Below are 23,162 nucleotides of genomic sequence, written 5' to 3'. Positions count from 1 at the left end.
CGAATCCTCCCGGATGCACCATATTCTTCCTCATCATTAGCGATGACGGTGTGAAAGAGAAAGTTACTTTCTCCGCAAGCACCTGGGAGGATAACGTTGCTTCAGCAACGGCCCTTTAGGGCGAACCTTCGGTGAGTCATCCTCCCGGATGCACCATCTTCATCAGTGTTGCGGCATGATGAGCGACACTGAGTCAGCAGTAAAAGCAGTAATCCCGATGCATCCGTAGCTCAGCTGGATAGAGTACTCGGCTACGAACCGAGCGGTCGGAGGTTCGAATCCTCCCGGATGCACCATTTTCTTCCTCATCATTAGCGATGACGGTGTGAAAGAGAAAGTTACTTTCTCACCAGCACGACCCACCCCTTCAAACTTCATTTAAATTCCCCTGTTACAAACATACCGTTCAGCTTTTCATACTCCTTATTCGCAATATCGCCTCTACCCGCAGACAGCGACAATTTCAGCCATTTACGCTAAAGTACCGCCTCGACATTCAGTGAAGTGAGGGTGAGATGTACGATCGCTATGACGGTTTAATCTTTGATATGGACGGCACGATCCTTGATACGGAGCCGACTCACCGTAAAGCCTGGCACGAAACCCTTGGCCGCTATGGCATGAGCTTCGACGAGCAGGCGATGGTTGCCCTGAATGGCGCGCCAAGCTGGAAAATTGCTGCTGCAATTATCGAAAGCCACAATGCCGATCTCGATCCCCACAGTCTGGCGGCTGAAAAAACTGTTGCCGTTCGAGCCATGCTGCTTGATACCGTGCGTCCGCTGCCGCTGATTGAAGTGGTGAAAGCCTGGCATGGCCGCCGTCCGATGTCGGTCGGCACAGGTAGCGAAAGCGATATTGCAGAAGCGCTGCTTAAGCATCTTGGTTTACGTCAGTATTTTGCGGCGGTCGTGGCAGCAGATCATGTTAAACACCATAAGCCAGCACCTGATACCTTCTTACGCTGCGCCGAATTGATGGGCGTGGCGCCGGAAAAATGTGTGGTATTTGAAGATGCTGATTTTGGTCTTCAGGCGGCGCGTAGCGCGGGAATGGATGTTGTGGACGTGCGCTTACTGTGAGCGACACGCTATCGCTCCTTTCATTGTTCACCAGCAGTTTCCTGAGCGCGACGCTGCTGCCGGGGAGCTCAGAAGCGGTACTTGTAGCGCTTCTGGTTGCCGGTAGCGGCCCGGTATCGGTTCTTGTGATAATAGCAACAATCGGTAATAGCCTTGGCGGTATGACTAACGTTATTCTGGGGCGCTTTTTCCCGCAGCGTATACAATCGCGCTGGCAGGGGAAAGCGACCGACTGGTTGACTCGTTTTGGCCCAGCGACGTTGTTACTGAGCTGGATGCCGCTGATAGGCGATCTGTTATGCCTGCTGGCCGGGTGGTTACGCCTGAGCTGGGGGCCGGTGATATTCTTTTTATGCCTTGGCAAAGCGCTACGCTACATCGTTGTCGCGGCTGCAACGGTACAAGGCATGGCGTGGTGGCACTAATTGCGTGGGATGAGTCTTCATCACCGGCGAAAACAATTATGCTTATTAAAATAAATTCGACAGGCGGGAGGTCAATTTGATCCCGGACGTATCACAGGCTTTGGCCTGGCTGGAAAAACACCCTGAAGCAGTAAAAGGCATTTGCCGTGGTCTTGAGCGTGAAACGCTGCGCGTGACGCCAGAAGGCGATTTAGCCACCACCGGGCATCCTGAAAGCCTTGGCTCAGCGTTTACACATAAATGGATTACCACGGACTTCGCCGAAGCCCTCCTGGAATTTATTACCCCGGTTGATGGTGACATTGACCATATGCTGACCTTCCTGCGTGACATTCATCGCCACACGGCGCGTGAACTGGGCGAGGAACGTATGTGGCCGCTAAGTATGCCGTGCTACATCGACGACGGCCAGAACATCGAGCTGGCCCAGTACGGTTCTTCTAATGCGGGGCGCTTTAAAACGCTGTACCGCGAAGGGCTGAAAAATCGTTATGGCGCGCTGATGCAGACCATCTCCGGCGTGCATTACAATTTCTCCCTGCCGATGGCTTTTTGGCAGGCAAAATGCGGCGTACAGGACGCAGAAAGTGGCAAAGAGGCCATTTCTGCCGGTTATTTCCGCCTGATCCGCAACTATTACCGCTTTGGTTGGGTTATCCCTTATTTGTTCGGTGCTTCTCCGGCTATTTGCTCTTCATTCCTGCAGGGCAAAGAGAGCGCGTTGCCGTTTGAGAAAACCGAATGCGGCATGTATTACCTGCCGTATGCCACGTCATTACGCCTGAGCGATCTGGGTTACACCAACAAGTCGCAGAGCAATCTGGGCATTACCTTCAACGATCTGAACACCTATGTCGATGCGCTGAAGCGGGCGATTAAAACCCCGTCAGAAGAGTACGCTCAGATTGGTTTGATGAAGGACGGCAAGCACCTGCAGCTCAACACCAACGTGCTGCAAATTGAAAACGAACTCTATGCGCCGATTCGTCCAAAGCGCGTGACGCGTGACGGAGAATCGCCGTCGGATGCGCTGCTGCGCGGCGGCATCGAGTATATCGAAGTGCGTTCGCTGGATATCAACCCGTTCTCGCCAATCGGCGTGGATGAGCAGCAGGTTCGCTTCCTCGACCTGTTTATGATTTGGTGCGTACTGGCGGATGCGCCGGAGATGAGCAGCGACGAGCTGCTGTGTACCCGCACCAACTGGAACCGAGTGATTCTGGAAGGGCGCAAACCTGGACTTACCCTTGGTATTGGCTGTGAAACGGCTCAGCACCCACTGTCAAAAGTAGGCAAAGATCTGTTTACCGATTTACGCCGCGTGGCGGAAACGTTGGACGGCATGACCGACAGCCAGGAATACCAGCAAGTTTGTGACCAACTGGTTGCCAGCTTTGACGATCCAGAATTGACGTATTCAGCACGTATTTTACGTTCTATGATTGATAACGGGATTGGTGGCACCGGCCTTGCGCTGGCGGAACAATACCGTCAGATGCTGATTCAGGAGCCGTTGGAGATTTTAACCGCGGATGCCCTGCAGAAAGAGCATGATGCCTCATGGCAGCGCCAGCGGGATATTGAGGCGGCGGATACGGAGTCGTTCGATAGCTGGCTGGAGAAGAATGCCTGACAGAAAAGAAAATGGCCACATACTTGTGGCCAAATATTCATCTCTGAATAACAGGGATGATGATAACAAATGCGCGTCTTTCATATATTCAGACTCGCGTGCGTAAAAATAGTTTCAATTATTTTTAAAAAAAATCATTTTATCGGAGGTGACCAGATGCCGTTGTTGGATAGCTTCACAGTCGACCATACTCGTATGGGTGCGCCTGCAGTCCGTGTAGCCAAAACTATGCACACGCCACACGGTGACACCATTACGGTGTTTGACCTGCGCTTTTGTGTCCCAAACAAGGAAGTGATGCCGGAAAAAGGGATCCATACTCTGGAGCACCTGTTCGCCGGTTTTATGCGTGACCACCTGAACGGGAACGGGGTAGAGATCATCGACATCTCCCCAATGGGCTGCCGCACAGGGTTCTACATGAGCCTGATCGGTGTCCCGGCAGAGCAGCGCGTGGCGGATGCCTGGAAAGCGGCGATGCAGGATGTGCTGAAAGTGAAAGAGCAAAACCAGATCCCAGAGCTGAACGTTTACCAGTGCGGGACTTATCAGATGCACTCTCTGCAGGAAGCGCAGGATATCGCGCGCCACATCATTGAGCATGGCGTCAGCGTCAACAGCAATGATGAGCTGGCTCTGCCTAAAGAGAAGCTGCAGGAGCTGCACATCTAGTTTTGTGCACACAGTAAAAAGGAGCCATATGGCTCCTTTTTTTACGCCTGCGGTATGCTATCGTCATCTTTTGGCTCACGAAATGAACTATGTCCACCAGCCTGAAATTCAGTTTTGCCACGCGGCCGCTGGTTCCTTTTGCCCATGATTACAGCCATGGTGCCTCGGAGCCCTGGCACAGTCACGACTGCGCTCAACTGCTGCATACGCTGAGCGGCGTCGTGCGCGTCGAAACCGGGCAGGGGATTTGGGTGGTTCCGCCGGGGCGCGGCGTCTGGTTACCCGCTGGCACTCAGCACCGCCTGCAAATCATCGGCCACGTAGCGGCGCGCACATTGTTTATTGATCCGTTTGCCCGGGCTGACTTACCGTCGGTTTGCCAGGTCGTGCAGATATCCACTTTACTGCGCGAGCTGATTATCTGCTCGCTCCAGTTACCGGAGGCTTACCCGGCGGGAAGTCGGGCTGAGCGAATTTACGAGCTTATCCTCGATGAAATTCGGGGCACCGCCGCGCTGCCGTTTAATCTGCCCGAGCCGCAGTCGCCGGGGTTACTAGCGCTGTGTCGCCAGATTCAGGCGGAACCCGGTCAGCCCTGGACAAACGCGCTGGCCGCCGAACGGCTTAACGTCAGTGAGAGAACCTTGCTGCGCCATTTTCGTCAGCAAACGGGTCTGGCGTTTAGCGAATGGCTGCGTAGGGCAAGGCTGATGGAGGCGCTTGAGCGTCTTGCCCAAGGGCAGTCCGTGCTGCGCGTTGCCTTGGATCTGGGGTATGAAAGCCACAGCGCCTTCAGCGCTATGTTTCGGCGAACGCTCGGCGTTTCACCGAGCGAGTATTTCTTCTCTGATTAACCCTCGGACAGCGCGTTTAACAGCGCCTGTAGCGACGCGCGCGAGACATCATTATCAATGCCGGTTCCCCAGCGGCTCACGCCTTCCCTGAAGGTGCAGCGGATATAAGCCGCCGAGCGGCTTTCGCTGTGCCTGCCGAGCGTATGCTCATGATAATCCTCAATAGAAAATACCAGGTTAAAACGAGATTTGAGGGCATCGGCTGCGGCGGAAAGTAAACCGTTGCCTTTGCCCTGCAGAGCGATAACGCCACCGTGCGTCTGAACGTGGGCCCACAGCCGGAGTGAACCATCGGCCTGGCTCTCCGTCCGGTAATCCAGCAACTGACGCGGGGCGGTTTGATGCGGGCCGTAAAGTGTGCGGAACAGCTGCCACAGGGCGCTCAGCGTCATCTCGTTGCCCTCCCTGTCGGTTTGCGCCTGAACGTGGCGACTAAAGTCCTGCTGTAAACCGCGCGGCAGCGCCAGGCCGTGGTTTTGCTCCAGCATCCAGGCGGCACCGCTTTTCCCGGACTGGCTGTTGACGCGGATCACGGCTTCGTAGCTGCAGCCAATATCGTTCGGATCAACGGGCAAATAGGGCATTTCCCACCGCGCTGAGCTGGACTCGCCCCGCGCGGTAAAACCTTTCTTAATGGCATCCTGATGCGACCCGGAAAAAGCGGTAAAAGCGAGCTTCCCGGCATAAGGATGGCGAGGGTGCACCGGCAATTGATTGCATTGCTCGACCAGTTCCACCACCTGCTTCATATCGCTGAAATCCAGCTGCGGCGAAATCCCCTGGCTATAAAGATTCAGCGCCAGCGTGACCAGGCAGACGTTCCCTGTACGCTCGCCGTTGCCAAACAGGCAGCCTTCCACCCGATCCGCACCGGCGAGGATCGCGAGTTCGGCGCTGGCCACGCCGCTGCCGCGATCGTTATGTGGATGTACGCTGATGCACACCGCATCCCGGCGGGAGAAATGGCGGCAGAAATACTCAATCTGGTCGGCATAGACGTTGGGCGTGTTCACCTCCACGGTGGCGGGCAAATTGATAATCATTGGTCGATCGGGGGATGGCTCCCAGACATCCGCCACCGCTTCACAAATTTGCAGGGCAAAGTCCGGTTCGGTGAAGCAAAAGGTTTCCGGGGAATATTCATAGCGCCAGCGCGTCTGCGGGTTAGCCTCACACAGTGCTCGCACCTGGCGCGTGGCGGTGACCGCCAACTGAACGATCTCTTCTTTGCTCTGGCGGAAGACCAGCCTGCGGAACAGCGGGGCGGTGGCGTTGTACAGGTGCACCGTGGCGCAGTGTACGCCTGCCAGGGATGCAAAAGTGCGTTCAATCAGGTCGCTGCGCGCCTGGGTCAGCACCTGAATGGTGACATCTTCAGGAATACGATTTTCTTCAATCAGCTGACGCACAAACTGGAAGTCGGTTTCTGAGGCGGCAGGGAAGGCGACCTCGATCTCTTTGAAGCCGCACTTCAGCAGTAAATCCCAGAAGCGCAGCTTGCGGGCCGCGTCCATCGGCTCGGCCAGCGCCTGATTGCCGTCGCGCAGGTCAGTGGAAAGCCAGCGAGGAGCGTGCGTCAGGGTTCTATCCGGCCACTGTCGATCGGGTAACGAAATCGGCGCATGGGCGAGGTATTTTTGCGATGGGTTGGTCAGCATCAGAATTCTCCAGGTCATGTGGTCTGTTTATCCTGGCGAATAATCTGGGCAGGGGCTGGCGCAAAGCTGACAACCTGTGTGGCGAAACCGCCAGGTTGAGGCAAAGAAAAAGGAGCCCGAAGGCTCCTAAGGTTGCTGACAAAGAGGGAAAAAGCGTGGCTTTTCCCTCTTTGTGGTTATCAGCCGAAAATCAATGAATTGATTTTCCTGTTTTATTTAACGAGCCGTCAGGTATTTCTTCTATCGCCAGAGGTTTGCCGGCTGTCTGAGGAGCCCGAAGGCTCCTTTAGGGAGGAATGTCAGTGTGCGCCACCGCCACCACCACCCGCCCCGAAAGGCGGTTTGGCAAACCACACCAGCCCAAGCAGCAGAATAAACACCCCTGCCGAGAACCAGAAAATTTCGTTGGCGGAGATAATCAGCCCCTGGTTGGTGATCTGCTGGGCGATGTAGCCGGAAGCCTGTTGGTGCGACATGCCTAAGCCCTGAAGCTGGTTGTAGGTTTCAACCGAGTTCGGGTTATACGGCGTGACAGACTCCGTCAGTTGCGCATGGTGCAGCGACTCGCGGTTCGTCCACAGCGTGGTGGTTATCGACGTCCCAATCGAACCCGCCAGCGTCCGGGTAAAGTTCGACAGGCTCGACGCCGCGGCAAGGCGCTCCGGCGGCAGGCCAGACAGGGTAATCGTGGTCAGCGGCATGAAGAAGCACGCAACCGCAAAGCCCTGAATAAACTGCGGCCAGGCCGACGCGGCAAAGTCCATCCCCGGCTCAAAGGTATAGGCGCGCCAGTAGAAGCACACCGCATACATAATGAAGCTGAAGGTGACCAAACGGCGCATATCGAGCTTGTGCGCGAAGCGGCCGATAATCGGCGACAGCAGCACCGGGATGACCCCCACCGGCGCGGACGCAAGCCCGGCCCAGGTCGCGGTATAGCCATACACTTCCTGCAACAACTGCGGCAGCAGAACAATCGCGCCGAAGTAGAGCATGTAGGCGAGACTGATACACAGGCAGCCGATGGTAAAGTTTCGCGACTTAAACAGCGACAGGTCGACTATCGGGTTATCGTCGGTCAGTTCCCAGACAATCAGGAAGCTGATGGTGACCACCGCAATCACCGTCAACACGATGATTTCCGTCGAGTTAAACCAGTCCAGCTCTTTACCCCGGTCGAGCATGATCTGCAGGCTGCCGATCCCTAGTACCAGCAAGGCCAGCCCCACGCCGTCAATACGGCGCTGCTCGGTGCGGGTTTCGCGGCCTCGCAGGGCCTGCAGGCTCATCAGCACCACAACGATACCAATCGGCACGTTGATGAAGAAGATCCAGCCCCAGTGATAGTTGTCGCTGATATAGCCGCCCAGAATCGGGCCGCAAATCGGCGCCACGATCACCGTCATCGACCACAGAGCCAGCGCAATGCTGCGCTTGGCGGGCGGGTAGTTGCTCAGCAACAGGCTCTGGGACAGCGGAATCAGCGGCCCAGCAACGATCCCCTGGATAACGCGGAAAAAGATCAGCATCGTCAGGCTGTTCGACATGCCGCACGCCCAGGAGGCGATAGCAAACAGCACTGTCGACCACATGAAGAGCCTGACTTCCCCGAAGCGTTTTGCCAGCCAGCCGGTGATCGGGATTGAGATGGCGTTTGCCACCCCAAACGAGGTGATAACCCACGTCCCCTGGCTCAGGGATGAGCCCAGGTTACCGGCAATCGTCGGGATAGCCACGTTAGCGATGGTGGAGTCCAGCACCTGCATAAAGGTCGCCAGCGACAGGGCGATGGTCATAATGACCAGCTGGGCACCTTCTAGCGGTTTTTGTTGTGCCATACACCCTCCGCTTTATTAACCCGCATTGGCCTGAATAATCTGGTCAATAAGCTGGTTAGCCGGCGTTAGATTCAGCTCACGCGCGTTACTTTCGTAAACCGGTGTGGTGCGGGTCTGAGAGGACAGTACGCTTCCGTCACGGTTGCTGGTATCCACATTCACCAGCGTGGACAGGCCGATACGCAGCGGATGCTGTTCAACCTGTTTGGCGTCCAGTTCAATACGTACCGGCAGGCGCTGAACCACTTTGATCCAGTTCCCGGTGGCGTTCTGCGCTGGCAGCAATGAGAAGGCGCTGCCGGTGCCCATATCCAGGCCGACAACTTTCCCGGTGTACTTCACGTCGTCGCCGTAGATATCGCTGACGATGGTGGCCGACTGACCAATACGCATATGCGCTAGCTGGGTTTCTTTAAAGTTAGCGTCAACCCACATACCGCTGGCCGGTACGATGGCCATCAGCGCCGTGGACGGGCTAATTTGGGCGCCAACCTGCACGGCACGGCGGGAAACATAGCCGGTCATTGGGCTGACGATGGTGGTACGCTGCAGCGCCATCCAGCTGTTACGCACTTCGGTCGCCGCCTGTTGAACTGCAGGCTGCTCTTCCAGTTTGGTGCCGAGAATCATGGCCTGGTTAGCATTGTATTGCTGCACTGCTACATCCAACTGAGCCTGAGCACTGGTGACGGCATCGCGGGCGTGCTGCAGTTCTTCGCGGCCAATCAGGTTGGCGCTGCCCAGCGGAATACGGCGGTTCAGGTCGCTTTGCGCCTGCGCCAGAGCCGTTTTCTGCAGTTCGATATTGGCCTGATATTGCTTGCTGTTGATCATCAGCTGGCGAGTCTGACGCACGCTGGAGGCCAGTTGGGTTTTGGCCTTCTCGAAAGCCTGCTCAGCGTCGGCGCGGTCGAGGCTGACCAGCACATCACCCTGTTTCACAAAATCGGTATTGTCCGCCCAGACTTTGGTGACGCTGCCGGAGACCTGGGCCATGATCTGCACCTGGTTTCCTGCCACATAAGCATCATCGGTCTCTTCAAAGTGACGCAGCACCAAAAACCAATAGATTCCATATGCCACAGCAATAATGACAAAGAGCAAGGTCAACAAGATCAGGGCGCTTTTACGTTTCCCCTTCTTGTTAGCCGGTTGCTGCGGGGCTTGAGTCTCCGCATTTGCGCTCATGCTAATCTCCACCTGGTTATTATTATTTCCGGTCAGCTGAGCCGACCTGTTAGACCTGACAGGCCAGCAAGGAGATTGCTGGCCTGAAAGTAGTTTTGAAATCGGATTGTTGTCAGACGTACAGATGGTGAAAGCTTAGCTCAGAGCTTCAAGAATCACTTTGTCCTCTTCCATCTGGTCGAGGCGGTTGAGCAGCTTACGGGTGATTGTTTCCAGCTGTGTTTTTTCGTCAGCATCCAGAGCGGACCACAGTTGATGCAGGCAGTTATGCTGCGGTGGCAGTACCTGGCTCAGGAATTCGTGACCTTTTTCGGTCAAATGCAAATGCAGGCAGCGGCGGTCATTGTCGCTTTCACGGCGCTCAATCCAGCCGCGTTTTTCCAGCTCATCGGCAATACGCGTGGCGTTGGTGCGGGATGAACCCAGCGCGCAGCTCAGCTCTGAAGGCTGGATGCTGTGATTTTCCTGGGACTCAAGGGTAATGAGTGCCATGAATAAGGTCTCGTTGATCCCCTGCGCCTTCAGCATCTTATTGCGGTTTTCCAGCAGTTTACCCTGCATGTGCATACAAAGACGCGTCAACAGAACTTCCTGGTACGGGAACTCCTGATAACGTTTGGCGCGGAACTTCAGCATTTGTTCTATGGGCGTGAACGAACTATCCATTTTGGCATAACCTCATTAGTTGCAGCCGATATAGTAACGATGGTGACAAATAAAGTAAATGTATTATTTATACGTTTGTATACGTTTGTATACGTTTGGTTGTTGCCACCATCGGCGTAAACCACGCTAAGCCGTAGCCCAGAGTGCTAAGCAGCGTGGGGAGAGAAAATGGGTTTCGAGTGGTATAACGGCGTTTAGCGGCAGCGAAGCCGGAGGCTTTGTGCCTTGAGGACAGGAGAAATGGCAATGGAAACGCTGCTTTCAGACTGAAGAACAATTCCGCCCCGTGGCGGTTGTCGGCTGAAACAGTTGCGGGTCTATCCATATAGGGTGTTAATAAATAACCTGCGTTAATGTCACTCGAATTAGTAAACGGGGACAACCTTAACAGACTGTCCCCGCCATTACATCTTCAATTTCCCTTACGGGAAGCGACAATATTGCGCTAATCGGCCTGCCGCTGGTATCCGCGCCACCACACTACCAAATTTAGTAGGGCGACGCTGGCGCCGGCAATGCACACCCCGTTCCAGCCGGCATGTTGGTAAGCGCTAGCTGAAATCAAAGAACCCGCCGCGCCGCCGATGAAGTAGCTGGTCATGTACCCGGCGGTCAGTCGGTTACGGGCTTCCGGCATCATGCGGTATATCAGGCTCTGGTTGGTGATGTGGACGCCCTGGACGGTGAGATCCAGCACCAGGATACCCACAATCAGAGCGAGGGCTGAGAACTGACCAAAAGCGATCGCGGCCCAGGAGAGCAGCAGCAGCAGCAGGCCAATAGTGGTGGTGTGGTGCCCCTTGCCTTTATCAACCAGCCCGCCTGCGGGCCGAGCGCCGAGCGCGCCAGCGGCTCCCGCAAGGCCGAACAGGCCGATAACCCCTTCGGAATAGTTAAACGGCGGCGAGGCCAGCAGGAATGCCATCGACGTCCAGAGAATGCTGAAGTTGGCGAAGGTCAGGCAGCCGAGCAAGGCACGGGTGCGCAGCAGGCTGTTTTTAATAAACAGGCTAAAGATTGAGGTCAGCAGTTGCGGGTAGTTGAGGTGGCTGTCCTGCTTCACCTGCGGCAGCCCGCGCCACAGGGCCAGCGCCATCAGCGCCATCAGCACGCTGGCAACCCAATAAACGGTGCGCCAGCCGCCAAGGCTTGCCAATAAACCCGCGACGGTTCGCGCCAGCAGAATCCCGAGCAGCAGCCCGCTCATGATAGTCCCGACAACTTTCCCGCGCTTTTCCGGTGCCGCGAGCGTCGCGGCAAACGGCACAAGAATCTGCGCGACCACGGAGAAGAGCCCGGTCAGCGCGGTGCCCAGAATCATCATCCACAGGGACTGGCTGGTGGCGGTGATTAGCATCCCACCGGCTGCCAGCAGCGTCATAAAGACGATCAGTCCCCGGCGCTCGAACATATCCCCAAGCGGCACCAGCAGCAACAGCCCTGCGGCATAGCCGAGCTGTGCAGTGGTAACGATAAATCCGGCCTGATTCACCGAGAGCGAAAAGGCGTTTGCGATGGTGTCGAGCAGCGGCTGCGCGTAGTAGTTGCTGGCAACCGCGAGGCCGGTCGCGACGGACATCAGGACGATCAGCGCCGGGCTGAGTCCGTGAGTATTGTTTTTCATTATTATCTTCAACTTGCCAAAGAGAGGTCTGAATAATAGCGAAAAATGATGACAGCAGAAGCGAAGGCGGGTGTCGGATCGTGCGGTTATTGACCCTCACCCCGGCCCTCTCCCTGGAAGGGAGAGGGAGAATAGAAGGAGAAGAGAAAAGGTGTTTGTCTGTTTCTCCCCTCTCTCCTTTGGGGAGCGGGTCAGGGTGAGGGGCGGTTTATTTCGCCGCCAGTGCCTCTTTCACCCAGCCGTCAAACTGCGCCTGGTGCGCTTTAATCCAGCCGTCGACGTGGCCGTTAATGTCGGCCTCAGAAGACTTACCGTTATGCATCATCGCATTCTGGGCATTGATATCTGCCAGCGGCAATTTCATGACGGCAAACAGCTTCGCCGCCTGTGGGTTTTTCTCGGCCCAGGCCTTGTTGGCAACAATGTGCATGGTGTTCACCGGGAAGCCGTAGTTCGCCCCGTTAGGCAGTTTAGTATCAATATCTTTCTGCTCGCCCGGCAGGGAAGAGAACGGCACCTGCAGCCACACCACGTCTTTGCCTGGCTTCAGCACATCGCTCACCCAGTACGGTGTCCAGGTGTAATACAGCACCGGCTTACCTTCTTTGAAGCGCGCGATAGTGTCGGCCATCATCGCCGAGTAGTTGCCGTGGTTCACGGTCACGGTGTTCGCCAGCTTATAAGCTTCATTCTGGTGATTAATCACCGCCTCGCAGCCCCAGCCTGGCGTACAGCCCATCATGTCAGCTTTGCCGTCGCCGTTGCTGTCGAACAGTTTGGCGATTTTTGGATCTTTAAGCTGCTCGATATTGGTGATGTGGTACTGGTCAGCGGTTTTCTTATCAATAAGGTATCCCTGAGCCGCGCCGGTCACGAAGGTGCCCTCCCGGTAGAATTTCTTGCTCCCGCCCGCAGCGGCGTACATATCATCATGCAGCGGCTGCCAGTTAACGGCGGTGAAGGTGGCGTCGCCGGAGGCGATGGAGGTGTAGCCGACGTTATAGTCAACTTCACTTGGCTTGTTCACGGTGTAGCCCATTTTCTCCAGCGCGCGGCTGACCAGCAGCGTCTGGAAGGTTTCTTCAGCAATGGTGCTCTGTACCGGCTGAACGGTAATGCCTTTGCCCGGCAGGTCTGCGGCAAAAGCGCTGGTGGTAACGAGTGTCGCAAGAGCTGTGGCTAAAATAGCGTTGTGTCGCATCGTTATTCCTTTTTAATGGTGATGGGGCGAGGGGCGACCGAAGCCGCCGCCAGGCTTATTTCATGAAGGGACGGGTCACAAGACCCAGCGGGCCGGTGGTATACCAGCGGCGGTTGCCACGGGAGCGGGAATCGCGCCCAATGGACTGAGTCAGGCGGTCGAGAATAATGGCCAGGATCACGATCCCCACGCCACCGACCGTTGCCAGACCCATATCAAGGCGGCCAATGCCGCGCAGAACCATCTGGCCGAGCCCGCCCACGGCAATCATCGACGCGATAACCACCATCGACAGCGCCAGCATCAGCGTCTGGTTAACGCCGGCCATAATGGTTGGCATCGCCAGCGGGAGCTGCACTTTGAACAACATCTGGCGCGGGCTGGCACCGAATGAGCGCGCCGCTTCGACCAAATCTTCCGGCACCTGCTTAATGCCCAGGATAGTCAGGCGCACGATAGGCGGCAGGGCAAAGATAATCGTCACCACCACGCCAGGCACGTTGCCGATGCCGAACAGCATCACGATAGGCACCAGGTAAACAAACGCCGGGGTGGTCTGCATGGCATCCAGCAAGGGGCGAACGATTTTCGCTGCACGTTCGCTGCGCGCCAGCCAAATCCCGAGAGGCAGGCCGAGTACCATACAAAACAGCAGGGCCGTCAGCACCAGCGCGAGAGTGACCATCGCCTGCGACCAGGCCCCAATCGCGCCAATGGCGACCAGCGAAATCAGCGTGGCAACGCCCATGCCGAGGCTGGACATTTGCCAGGCAATCAGCGCAAAGACGATAATCGCGACCGGCGCGGGCATCCCCAAAAGCAGCTGCTGGAAGCCGCTGAGAATATAATCCACCGGCACGCGAATGCCCTGGAACACCGGGCGGAAATGGGTCACCACCCAGTCGATCCCCTCCGTCACCCAGCTGTCGAGAGGGATCAGCGTTTTGTGGAACGGATCCAGAATATTGAAATGTTCTGGCGCGGCCGCCGGGGCCGAATTCAGCCAGTCAGCGCCTCCGCTGGTGGCCGCATCCGACGCCGGAGCGCCCCATGCGTCTGCAGAACCTGTTGCCTGACTGGTTGCGGCGTCTGTTGCCGCGCTGCCGGTATCCCATGGATTAGTTGCGTCACTCATTGACTTGCCCCCTCACGATCTAATGCCTGCAGCAGCACCCCTTTTGAGATGATGCCCACGTACTGCCCCTCTTCGCTGACCACCGGCACCGCGCACGGAGCCTGGCCGACATGAGAGAGCAGATCGCTCAGCGAGGTTTCGGCGGAAACCGCCTCCGGGGAAGCCAGGAAAGCATGGTCCAGACCTTCGCCCGCTGCCAGTGCCGCTTTTAGCGAATCGGTGGAGACGATGCCAAGGAATTTTTGCCCGCGCTCAATGACATAGCCATATTCGCGGTCGTCATCCTGCAGTAGTTTCAACGCCGAGCGAGGGCCAAAGCCGCTGGTTTTACGCAGTAACCCAGCCGGGCTGCGGCGGGCAATATCTTTGGCGCTAAAGACCTGGCTGATGTCCACGCCGCGGAAGAAGGTGCGCACGTAATCGTTGGCCGGATTATTTAAGATTTCATCCGGCGTACCGACCTGCACCACTTCGCCGCCCTGCATAATGGCAATGCGATCGCCAATACGCATGGCTTCGTCGAGATCGTGGGAAATAAACACGATGGTGCGCTGATGTTTTGCCTGTAGCTTAATTAATTCGTCCTGCATTTCGGTCCGAATTAAGGGGTCAAGCGCGGAGAAGGCTTCATCCATAAGTAATATGTCTGGATTTATGGCCAGCGCACGGGCTAGACCTACGCGCTGACGCATCCCGCCGGACAATTCATCGGGGTAAGCATGGGCATAATTCTCAAGTCCGACCTGACGTAGCGCATCCAGCGCTTTTTCATGCCGTTCTTTGACCGGAATTCCCGCAAGCTCCATACCGAAAGCGGCATTATTTAACACCGTCATATGCGGCATTAAAGCAAAGGACTGGAAGACCATTGCGATCTTTTTTTTGCGCACCTCGCGGAGTTCTGAGTCTGATATTTTGGCAATATCAATGCCGTCAATCAGTACCTGTCCACGGGTGGGTTCAATCAGGCGATTGAGAAGGCGAACCATGGTGGATTTTCCTGAGCCGGACAACCCCATGATGACAAAAATCTCGCCTTCTTCAATGGCCAGACTGGCGTCTTTTACGCCAAGCGATAGACCCGTTTTTTCCAGTAATTCACTCTTGGAAATGCCCTTCTCAATGTATTTGAACGCGCGCTGTGGATGTTCGCCAAATACTTTATATAAATTCTTCACTTCTAATTTAATTGCCATGCAATAAACGGCTTCCTGTATTTAATTTATTTATAGATGATTCCTGATGGAAATAATGACCGGTATATACCCTAACATACTAAGAATCTGAGGCAACCCTCGATTCTGTGATGTCAAAATATCCGCGCGATGAATGTGGGAGAAATTTCCCATGAGCACTGGCCTGAGAGGGAATAAGTGCGGTGGAATATTTTTTGTCAATGAGGTGAATATTCAGCCTGAATTTGGGTGATTCAGGCTGAAATGACAGGCGTATTACGGCTGAGCAATTAAATTAATGACGGCAGTTTTATTCCGGTTAAGCAGCCATTGGGCTTTGTCTTTAAATGTATTATTTTCCCGCCAGGCATGTGCCGCGGTCACCATATTTTCCAGCGCCTCATCGGGCTTGAACGGCTCGATATTGGGGTACGGCCACGAGGTTTGGCTATCGACAAACTGGGCGATGTACAGGTAGCCATTTTGCAGGCGGTGTTCACCGCTTTTGGCCTGCCAGACGTTGACCCCAACTTTTTCACCCAACAGCCCTAACGGGTTCCAGGCATCGAGAATAAAGTTGCTGTAGTGCCAGGAACGCGTGCGCTCAATTTCCGTCACCGGCACGCCTTTGGCGTCAAACTGCACCGGAATGCGCTGGGTGGCAGAAATCAAACGCTGTTTGGCCGCGTCCTTATCCCCCAGCCACAGGGCAATCGCGGCGGCCTGAACGTCGTACCAGGTGCCATGATTATTTTCAGCCGCAGCCTCTTTTTGGCCGTTTTCGCTGGTGGTCAGCCACTGGTAATAATCCCGATACCACTGCCTGAGCGAGCGCCAGGTTTTATCATCCAGCTTGCCGCCGTCGTGCAGCAGCTCAATGGAGTCGATAAGCCGCACAAAGCCGCGTCCGTCGAGAATACCAGTGCCGCGCACGCCTTTTCGCCCGGGAATGGTTTGGGCGTGAGCGAGATTCGGCGTCATCCGGGTTTCCGGCGTGATAAACCAGTTCACCAGCTGCTGGCGGGCTTTATCCGCGTAGGCATCTTTGCCGGATAGCTGCCAGGCCAGCGCCAGATTCCATACGTCATCGGTCATGCTGTTCAGGCGGGCTTTGTCGCTTTGCTTGCCGACGGCGACGGGATTGATCTGGCCATCTTTTCGCACCCACGGCAGGCCGTCGGGGCTTTTAGGATCGGGCCACCAGTAGTCAGAAAAGCTGTAATAGTCGTGAGGATCGCCTGCCGGTGCACCGGGGCTTTTTTGGGTGATGCTGTAGAGCGGATGAATTAGCGCCTGGTCGGCTTTATGCTTAAGGGCTTGCCAGGCGGGCATCAGGGCCGGGTTTTGCTGGCTAATCTCTTGCTTACTGTGCGCCAGCTGTGCCGTGTCCAGCAGCAGCGGGGCGCCAAAGGCTAACGGTGCGCTGCCGCAAAGCAGCGCCAAAACAGAACAACGAAATAACGACATAGGCCACCTCGCAAAATGCTCAACGGCCAGATTACTAGAAATCCCAGTCCTCGTCCTCGGTTTCCACCGCCTTGCCCATTACGTAGGAGGAGCCTGAGCCGGAGAAAAAATCATGGTTCTCATCGGCATTGGGGGACAACGCCGCGAGAATGGCCGGGTTAACTTCCGCCATCTCCGCCGGGAACAGCGCCTGGTAGCCCAGGTTCATTAGCGCTTTATTGGCGTTGTAGCTCAGAAACGCCTTCACTTCGTCTTCCCAGCCCAGTTCACGGTAAAGCGTTTCGCTGTACGCCAGCTCGTTATCGTAGAGATCCATCAGCAGATCGAGGGCAAAGTTTTGCAGCTCGGTCTGGCGCTCGGGGCTCTGCTGCACTAACGCTTTCTGGTACTTGTAGCCGATGTAATAGCCGTGCACCGCCTCGTCGCGGATGATCAGCCGAATGAGATCGGCGGTGTTGGTCAGCTTGCCGCGGCTTGAGTAATACATCGGCAGCCAGAAGCCGGAGTAAAACAGGAAGGACTCGAGAAACACGCTGGCAATTTTCTTCTTCAGCGGGTCGTTGTCCCGGTAATGGCCCAGAATAATCGAGGCTTTACGCTGCAGGGCTTCGTTCTGCTCGCTCCAGTCGTAGGCGGCGTCCACATCTTTGGTCTGGCAGAGCGTGGAAAATATCGAGCTGTAGGAACGGGCATGCACTGCTTCCATAAAGCTGATATTCGACATCACTGCCTCTTCGTGTGGCGTCAGCGAATCGGCCATCAGCGCGGGGGCACCCACGGTATTCTGAATAGTGTCCAGCAGCGTCAGTCCGGTAAACACGCGGATAACGAGCTGCTGCTCCTGCTCGCTGAGCGATTGCCAGGCCGGAATATCATTAGAGAGCGGCACCTTCTCCGGCAGCCAGAAGTTACTGGTCAGGCGGTTCCAGACCTCGAGGTCTTTATCGTCCTCGATTTTGTTCCAGTTGATGGCGCTTACGCGCGTCAGTTGCGTCATTTTCTTTCCTTGTCCTTTAGCCTGGTACTTTGCGTTATAGCGCGCAGGACACGCAGCCCTGCACCTCGGTGCCTTCCAGCGCCAGCTGCCGCAGACGAATGTAGTAGAGCGTTTTAATGCCTTTCTTCCAGGCATAAATCTGCGCTTTATTAATGTCGCGGGTGGTGGCGGTATCGCGGAAGAACAGCGTCAGCGAAAGCCCCTGGTCAACGTGTCGGGTGGCCTCGGCGTAGGTGTCGATGATCTTTTCCGGGCCGATATCGTAGGCGTCCTGGTAAAACTCAAGATTGCCGTTGGTCATAAACGGGGCGGGGTAGTACACACGCCCGGTTTTACCCTCTTTACGGATCTCAATCCGGGAGACAATCGGGTGGATGCTCGAAGTCGCGTGATTGATGTAAGAGATTGATCCCGTCGGCGGGATAGCTTGCAAATTCTGGTTATACAGGCCGTGCTCGCGTACGTCGTCGCATAGCTGCTGCCACTGTTCGCGCCCTGGAATCGCAATCCCTGCTTTAGCAAACAGCGCCCGGACTTTCTCCGTTTTTGGCTCCCACGTTTGTTCGAGGTACTGTCGGAAATATTCGCCGCTGGCATAGCGCGACTGTTCGAAACCGGCAAAACGCTGCTGTCGCTCCCGGGCTAAAGCATTGGAAGCGCGAAGCGCGTGCCAGGTGATGGTGTAGAAATAGATATTGGTGAAATCCAGCCCTTCGGCTGAACCGTAGGCAATGCCCTCGCGCGCCAGGTAGCCGTGCAGGTTCATTTGCCCGAGGCCAATAGCGTGGGAGGCGGCATTCCCGGCTTCAACCGACGGCACCGAGCGAATATGGCTCATATCAGACACCGCCGTCAGGCCGCGAATGGCGGTCTCCACGGTGCGGCCAAAATCTTCAGAATCCATGGTATGGGCGATGTTCAGCGAGCCAAGGTTGCAGGATATGTCTTTGCCCGTTTGCGCGTAATCCAGGTTTTCATCGTAGGTCGAGGCGCTGTTTACCTGCAAAATTTCCGAGCAGAGGTTGCTCATGTTAATACGCCCGGCAATCGGGTTGGCCCGGTTAACCGTGTCCTCAAACATGATGTACGGGTAGCCGGACTCAAACTGGATCTCCGCCAGCGTCTGGAAGAAGTCGCGGGCGCTGATCCAGCTCTTACGAATCCGATCGTCCTCCACCATTTGCTGATAAAGGTCGTTGACGCTGATGTCGCTAAACGGCTTGCCGTAGATTCTTTCCACGTCGTAAGGCGAAAACAGCGCCATCTGCTGATTGGTTTTGGCGAGCTGGAAGGTGATATCCGGAATAGTCACCCCGAGCGACAGCGTTTTAATGCGGATCTTCTCATCGGCATTTTCCCGCTTGGTATCGAGGAAGCGCAGGATATCCGGGTGGTGCGCGTTGAGGTAAACCGCCCCCGCGCCCTGGCGTGCGCCAAGCTGGTTGGCATAGGAAAAAGCGTCTTCCAGCATCTTCATTACCGGGATCACGCCCGATGACTGGTTTTCAATGCGTTTGATGGGCGCTCCGGCTTCACGAAGGTTGGAAAGCAGGAAGGCAACGCCGCCGCCACGTTTGGACAGCTGAAGCGCCGAGTTAACCGCGCGGCCAATCGACTCCATATTGTCCTCAATCCGCAGCAGGAAGCAGGAAACCAGCTCGCCCCGCTGCTTCTTACCGCAGTTGAGGAACGTTGGCGTGGCGGGCTGGAAACGGCCGCTGAGCATCTCTTCCATCAGGCGTGTGGCAAGCGGCTCATCTCCCTGCGCCAGGGTCAGGGCCACCATGCAAACACGGTCCGGGAAATGTTCCAGATATTGCTTCCCATCCCAGGTTTTCAGGGTGTAGCTGGTGTAGTACTTCCAGGCCCCTAAAAAGGTCTGGAACTGAAAGCCGCTGCCGTGCGCTCTGTCGAAAAGTTCAAGGATAAACGGGCGCGAATAGCGGGTTAGCACGGCATCGTCGTAATAGTGCTCGGCCACCAGGTAGTCCAGCTTCGCCTGCCGGCTGGGGAAGCTGACGGTGTTCGGTAAGACGTGCTGTGCAAAGAAGCTTTCCACTGCCTGTTTGTCTTTATCAAACTGGATGTTTCCCTCTTTGTCATAGAGGTTGAGCATGGCGTTCAGGGCGTGATAGTCCACGCTTTCCGTTGCTAAACGGACTGCTTCTGTCGTTGCCAAAATTCGCTTACTCCCTTACGCACGTTGTCGATGTCTTGCGGGGTGCCCAGTAGCTCAAAACGATAGAGGTAAGGCACCTGGCATTTTTGTGAAATGACGTCCCCGGCCCGGCAAAACCCTTCGCCAAAACTGCGGTTACCGCTGGCGATCACGCCGCGGATCAGCGCGCGATTGTTCGGGTTGTTCAAGAAGCGGATCACCTGCGGCGGTACCGCCCCGGCAATGCCGCCGCCGCCATAGCTGGGCACGATTAAAATGTAGGGTTCCGTCACTTCCAGGCGCGCTTTTACCTCCAGGGGAATGCGTAAGGCAGGCAGTCCCAGGCGTTCGATAAAACGCAAGGTGTTTTCCGACTCGCTGGAGAAGTAGACGAGGGTGCTCATGCGCTGGCAGCAACGCACAGGCGATTGATCATATCCGGGCGAAAACCACTCCAGCTTTCGGCTTCGGTCACCACCACCGGCAGCTGACGGAAGCCTTTGGCCCGCAGGTCGTCAGCCGCTTCCGGATACTGATCGAGGTTGATCATGTCGAAGGCAAAACCCCGGCTCTCCATCGCCCGTTTTGTAGCATGACACTGAACACAGTCATCTTTAGTGTAAATAGTAATGCGCATGATTCGTATTTCCCTTTAGAATAATGGAACGCCGCATAAAGTGGACTGCGGGTGGTGTGTTCGTACTGAAAGAAATACTAGATGTTGATTTTAAAATTTGCAACCACGCAAGATATAGTGTTTTTGTGGTTTTTTGTAGGGGGTTGAAAAGTGTAGGGGAAGGGGGATCTTTTTCAGCAGAAAGAGCTTTATCTATGAAAGAACGGTTGAGATTCCGTTCACTTGTAATCCTGTTTCCTCTGCACGTTCAAAGCACGTGAACGTGTCAGGTGGCATTACGCCATGCCCCCTGACAACCCACGGCGCCCGGCGAGCTCATCGCCGCTGAAGCGGTAAACCCACCGGTTATCACCCAAACATTCGGGGTCGTTCGCGATTCGTTCCCGACGATCGCTCTCTTTCGCTGTTCCCGACAGCTCAACCCCGTCAGAGTTGGGTCATAACCGGGGGCAATGAGAGCCGGGAACAAGGGAGTGGCTTGTAGGACTTGCAGCAACGTTAACGTTCCGTGTGGCTGCGGGTATAAAGCGAGGCACGGTTCCGGCTTAAATCGCCTCCGTTTTCTCTCCGACTGGCCAGGGTCCAGCCGTCGGGAACGGCCGGAGGCTGAGAGCGTCGGGAACGCATCTCAGCCGACCCAGGACTAGGATATAAAACGGAGGTCTGCCGCTCACGCGGTCGATTTATTTGGCCGGGAGTCCGGGGTCTTGGGGGAGCGACGGTGGCTCCCCCGAGACGTTCACCGGTACAGTGGCTGCATATCAAACAGGCCTGGAAGTGAACGTAATATTCTCCAGGCTACATAGAACGTGTTTGTGTCTCAAAGACAAAAAACTCTCTTACTGCCGCATTCCAATCGCAACGCGGTTAAACGCATTCATCATGCTGGCCGCCAGGGTCAAATCAACAATCTCCTCGGCGCTGAAAAACTGCAGCAGCGGCTGGTACACATCATCTTCGGCATTGCTGTCGGCAATCAGGGTGAGCGCCTCTGCCCATGCCAGCGCCGCACGCTCTTTCTCCGTGAACTGGTGGCTGACTTTCCAGCCCGCCAGTGAATCCAGCTTCACCTGGTCAACGCCGGATTTACGCAGCGCTTTGGCATGCATCTCCAGGCAATATGCGCAGCCGTTAATCTGCGACACGCGCAGGAAAACCAGCTCGATCAGCTCGTTGCTCAGGGGGCCATTTTCCAGCCCCTGCAGTGCCTGCCGCATCGGTTTGATCACGTTGGGGGAGAGTTCATAGTAAGGCTGACGTAATTCGATCATGGCGTGACTCCTCAGGTTGGTGTGAGGGCAATTTACCACTATGATGGACTATCAAAGAGAGCCATAAATTAACTAAAAAACCAGACCATGAAACAAAAATTTGCGCCGCTTACCGTGGCCTCTCATCCCGCTCAGCCGCGCTACCAGCAAATTGCCCGTCAGCTAAAGCAGGCGATAAACAGCGGTGAACTGGCGGCAGGGAGTCGCCTGCCGTCCAGCCGGACGCTGGCGCTGGAGCTGGGGGTTGCCAGAGCCACGGTTGAGAACGCGTATGGCGACCTGGTGGCTCAGGGCTGGCTGGAGCGACGTGGGCAGGCGGGCACTTTTGTGAGTCCATCGGTGAAGCACGATCCCGGTGGTCAAAACATTTCGGCCGCTCACCCGCAGGGCGCGCCCAGGCCTTTTCAGATGGGGCTGCCCGCGCTGGATCTCTTCCCTCGGGCTATTTGGGCGAGGCTTATGGGGCGGCGTTTGCGGCAGCAAACTCGTTTTGACATGATGCTGCCGGAACCCAGCGGGGAAGCCTCATTGAAGCAGGCGATTGTGGATTACCTACGCTTCTCCCGCAGCATTGACTGCCAGCCAGAGCAAATCTTTATTACCCCCGGCTTCCAGGCTGGTATTGCCCTGATACTCGCCACGCTTGCGCGGCCCGGGGATGGCATCTGGCTGGAAGATCCGGGCTACCGCTTTGTTCGGCCTGATTTTGTAAAAGCGGGGATGGCGATCCGGGCGATCCCCGTGGACGATGAGGGCATGCAGGTTGATTACGGCGTGAACCATTTTCCCAATGCCCGTTTTGCACTTTTGACGCCTGCGCACCAAAGCCCGTCAGGTGTGGCGCTCTCTCTTTCACGGCGACATGCGCTGCTGGAATGGGCCAGTCGGGAACAAAGCTGGATCATTGAAGATGATTACGACAGCGAGTTTCGCTACCACGGCAAGCCCTTGCCGCCGCTAAAAAGTCTGGACAGCCCGCAGAGGGTTATTTATGCGGGGACTTTCAGTAAGTCGATGTTTCCGGCCCTGCGTGTTGCATGGCTGGTGGTGCCTTCCCACGCGGTAGAAGATTTTCAGCGTCAGGCTCGCAGGCAACCCTGTACCGCTCCAATTCTTATTCAGCAGGCTATCGCCGACTTCTTGCGGGAAGGGCATTTCTGGCGGCACTTAAAAAAAATGCGTCAGTGCTACGCCGAACGCCGGTTATGGCTCGAGGAGGCGCTACGTGAGCAAGGGTTTACGGTTGTGCCTCAGGAAGGCGGCATTCAGATGGTGATGCAAGTCGAAGGTGACGAGTTGATCATCGAGGGCAAAGCCAGAGCCGCAGGACTTGCCGTGCAGGCACTCAGCCACTGGCGAATTGAACATCATGGGCCCGGTGGTTTGCTGCTGAGTTTTACCAATATCAGTTCGTATGAAATGGCCCAGCGCTATGCGATTCAACTGCGGTTGGCCATAAAGTAAAAACCCCGGCGGAAGGG

The 23,162-nt window shown here is 55.9% G+C and carries 20 protein-coding genes and 1 tRNA gene; 7 read left to right on the top strand and 14 right to left on the bottom strand.

Annotated elements, in window-relative coordinates:
• The first annotated feature begins 219 nt into the window (after positions 1-219).
• From ACR6JA_RS12920 to ACR6JA_RS12895, 6 genes are all read left to right on the top strand, one after another.
• Positions 220-296 (top strand) — tRNA-Arg (locus tag ACR6JA_RS12920).
• Between the two features lie 219 nt (positions 297-515).
• Positions 516-1,082 carry a fructose-1-phosphate/6-phosphogluconate phosphatase gene (gene yqaB / locus ACR6JA_RS12915; protein WP_039297558.1) on the top strand — a complete coding sequence of 189 codons (567 nt, stop codon included), beginning with the start codon at positions 516-518 and terminating at the stop codon, positions 1,080-1,082.
• Positions 1,079-1,507: a YqaA family protein gene (locus ACR6JA_RS12910; RefSeq protein ID WP_008458252.1), complete on the top strand. Its 429-nt coding sequence runs from the start codon at positions 1,079-1,081 to the stop codon at positions 1,505-1,507. Before yqaB ends, ACR6JA_RS12910 begins: the two co-directional genes overlap by 4 nt.
• 76 nt (positions 1,508-1,583) lie before the next feature.
• Positions 1,584-3,140, top strand: a complete 1,557-nt coding sequence (gene gshA / locus ACR6JA_RS12905) for a glutamate--cysteine ligase (protein ID WP_008458250.1) — start codon at positions 1,584-1,586, stop codon at positions 3,138-3,140.
• Between the two features lie 156 nt (positions 3,141-3,296).
• Positions 3,297-3,812: an S-ribosylhomocysteine lyase gene (gene luxS, locus ACR6JA_RS12900; RefSeq protein WP_008458247.1), complete on the top strand. Its 516-nt coding sequence runs from the start codon at positions 3,297-3,299 to the stop codon at positions 3,810-3,812.
• Between the two features lie 89 nt (positions 3,813-3,901).
• Entirely contained in the window at positions 3,902-4,666 is a 765-nt protein-coding gene (locus ACR6JA_RS12895) for an AraC family transcriptional regulator (RefSeq protein WP_213716803.1), read from the top strand.
• Here the strand turns inward: ACR6JA_RS12895 and leuA are convergent.
• The 14 genes from leuA to ACR6JA_RS12825 form a co-directional block, all read right to left on the bottom strand.
• Positions 4,663-6,324, bottom strand: coding sequence for a 2-isopropylmalate synthase (leuA, locus tag ACR6JA_RS12890; protein WP_494493808.1), 1,662 nt, complete (start codon positions 6,322-6,324; stop codon positions 4,663-4,665). The genes ACR6JA_RS12895 and leuA overlap by 4 nt on opposite strands.
• Positions 6,325-6,623: 299 nt before the next feature.
• Positions 6,624-8,162: a multidrug efflux MFS transporter permease subunit EmrB gene (gene emrB / locus ACR6JA_RS12885; RefSeq protein ID WP_312745904.1), complete on the bottom strand. Its 1,539-nt coding sequence runs from the start codon at positions 8,160-8,162 to the stop codon at positions 6,624-6,626.
• Between the two features lie 15 nt (positions 8,163-8,177).
• The gene (emrA, locus tag ACR6JA_RS12880) at positions 8,178-9,350 is read right to left on the bottom strand and encodes a multidrug efflux MFS transporter periplasmic adaptor subunit EmrA (RefSeq protein ID WP_008458242.1); all 1,173 of its coding nucleotides are present in this window, start codon (positions 9,348-9,350) and stop codon (positions 8,178-8,180) included.
• 135 nt (positions 9,351-9,485) lie between these two features.
• Positions 9,486-10,016, bottom strand: a complete 531-nt coding sequence (mprA, locus tag ACR6JA_RS12875) for a transcriptional repressor MprA (protein ID WP_213716801.1) — start codon at positions 10,014-10,016, stop codon at positions 9,486-9,488.
• 445 nt (positions 10,017-10,461) lie between these two features.
• Positions 10,462-11,640 carry an MFS transporter gene (locus tag ACR6JA_RS12870; RefSeq protein ID WP_008458239.1) on the bottom strand — a complete coding sequence of 393 codons (1,179 nt, stop codon included), beginning with the start codon at positions 11,638-11,640 and terminating at the stop codon, positions 10,462-10,464.
• A 208-nt stretch (positions 11,641-11,848) separates the two neighbouring features.
• On the bottom strand, positions 11,849-12,841 hold the full coding sequence (gene proX, locus ACR6JA_RS12865; RefSeq protein ID WP_008458237.1) for a glycine betaine/L-proline ABC transporter substrate-binding protein ProX: 993 nt from the start codon (positions 12,839-12,841) through the stop codon (positions 11,849-11,851).
• A gap of 55 nt (positions 12,842-12,896) precedes the next feature.
• Positions 12,897-13,976: a glycine betaine/L-proline ABC transporter permease ProW gene (proW, locus tag ACR6JA_RS12860; RefSeq protein WP_166879014.1), complete on the bottom strand. Its 1,080-nt coding sequence runs from the start codon at positions 13,974-13,976 to the stop codon at positions 12,897-12,899.
• Positions 13,973-15,172 carry a glycine betaine/L-proline ABC transporter ATP-binding protein ProV gene (gene proV, locus ACR6JA_RS12855; RefSeq protein WP_008458231.1) on the bottom strand — a complete coding sequence of 400 codons (1,200 nt, stop codon included), beginning with the start codon at positions 15,170-15,172 and terminating at the stop codon, positions 13,973-13,975. The genes proW and proV overlap by 4 nt, the downstream gene beginning before the upstream one ends.
• Before the next feature lie 255 nt (positions 15,173-15,427).
• Complete coding sequence (locus tag ACR6JA_RS12850) at positions 15,428-16,618, bottom strand: alginate lyase family protein (protein WP_494493622.1); 1,191 nt, start codon at positions 16,616-16,618, stop codon at positions 15,428-15,430.
• A gap of 34 nt (positions 16,619-16,652) precedes the next feature.
• Positions 16,653-17,615, bottom strand: a complete 963-nt coding sequence (gene nrdF, locus ACR6JA_RS12845; RefSeq protein ID WP_213716797.1) for a class 1b ribonucleoside-diphosphate reductase subunit beta — start codon at positions 17,613-17,615, stop codon at positions 16,653-16,655.
• Between the two features lie 34 nt (positions 17,616-17,649).
• Positions 17,650-19,794, bottom strand: coding sequence for a class 1b ribonucleoside-diphosphate reductase subunit alpha (gene nrdE, locus ACR6JA_RS12840; RefSeq protein WP_494493621.1), 2,145 nt, complete (start codon positions 19,792-19,794; stop codon positions 17,650-17,652).
• Positions 19,767-20,177, bottom strand: a complete 411-nt coding sequence (gene nrdI / locus ACR6JA_RS12835; protein WP_008458227.1) for a class Ib ribonucleoside-diphosphate reductase assembly flavoprotein NrdI — start codon at positions 20,175-20,177, stop codon at positions 19,767-19,769. Before nrdI ends, nrdE begins: the two co-directional genes overlap by 28 nt.
• Positions 20,174-20,410 carry a glutaredoxin-like protein NrdH gene (gene nrdH / locus ACR6JA_RS12830; protein WP_008458226.1) on the bottom strand — a complete coding sequence of 79 codons (237 nt, stop codon included), beginning with the start codon at positions 20,408-20,410 and terminating at the stop codon, positions 20,174-20,176. Before nrdH ends, nrdI begins: the two co-directional genes overlap by 4 nt.
• Before the next feature lie 839 nt (positions 20,411-21,249).
• Complete coding sequence (locus tag ACR6JA_RS12825) at positions 21,250-21,681, bottom strand: carboxymuconolactone decarboxylase family protein (protein ID WP_008458225.1); 432 nt, start codon at positions 21,679-21,681, stop codon at positions 21,250-21,252.
• 87 nt (positions 21,682-21,768) lie between these two features.
• On the opposite strand from ACR6JA_RS12825, the gene pdxR reads away from it, so the two are divergent.
• Positions 21,769-23,145, top strand: coding sequence for a MocR-like pyridoxine biosynthesis transcription factor PdxR (pdxR, locus tag ACR6JA_RS12820; protein ID WP_494493620.1), 1,377 nt, complete (start codon positions 21,769-21,771; stop codon positions 23,143-23,145).
• The last annotated feature ends 17 nt before the right edge of the window (positions 23,146-23,162 follow it).

This window comes from Cedecea sp. B1(4) (assembly GCF_059414925.1).
This window is presented reverse-complemented; position numbering and strand designations above follow the sequence as displayed.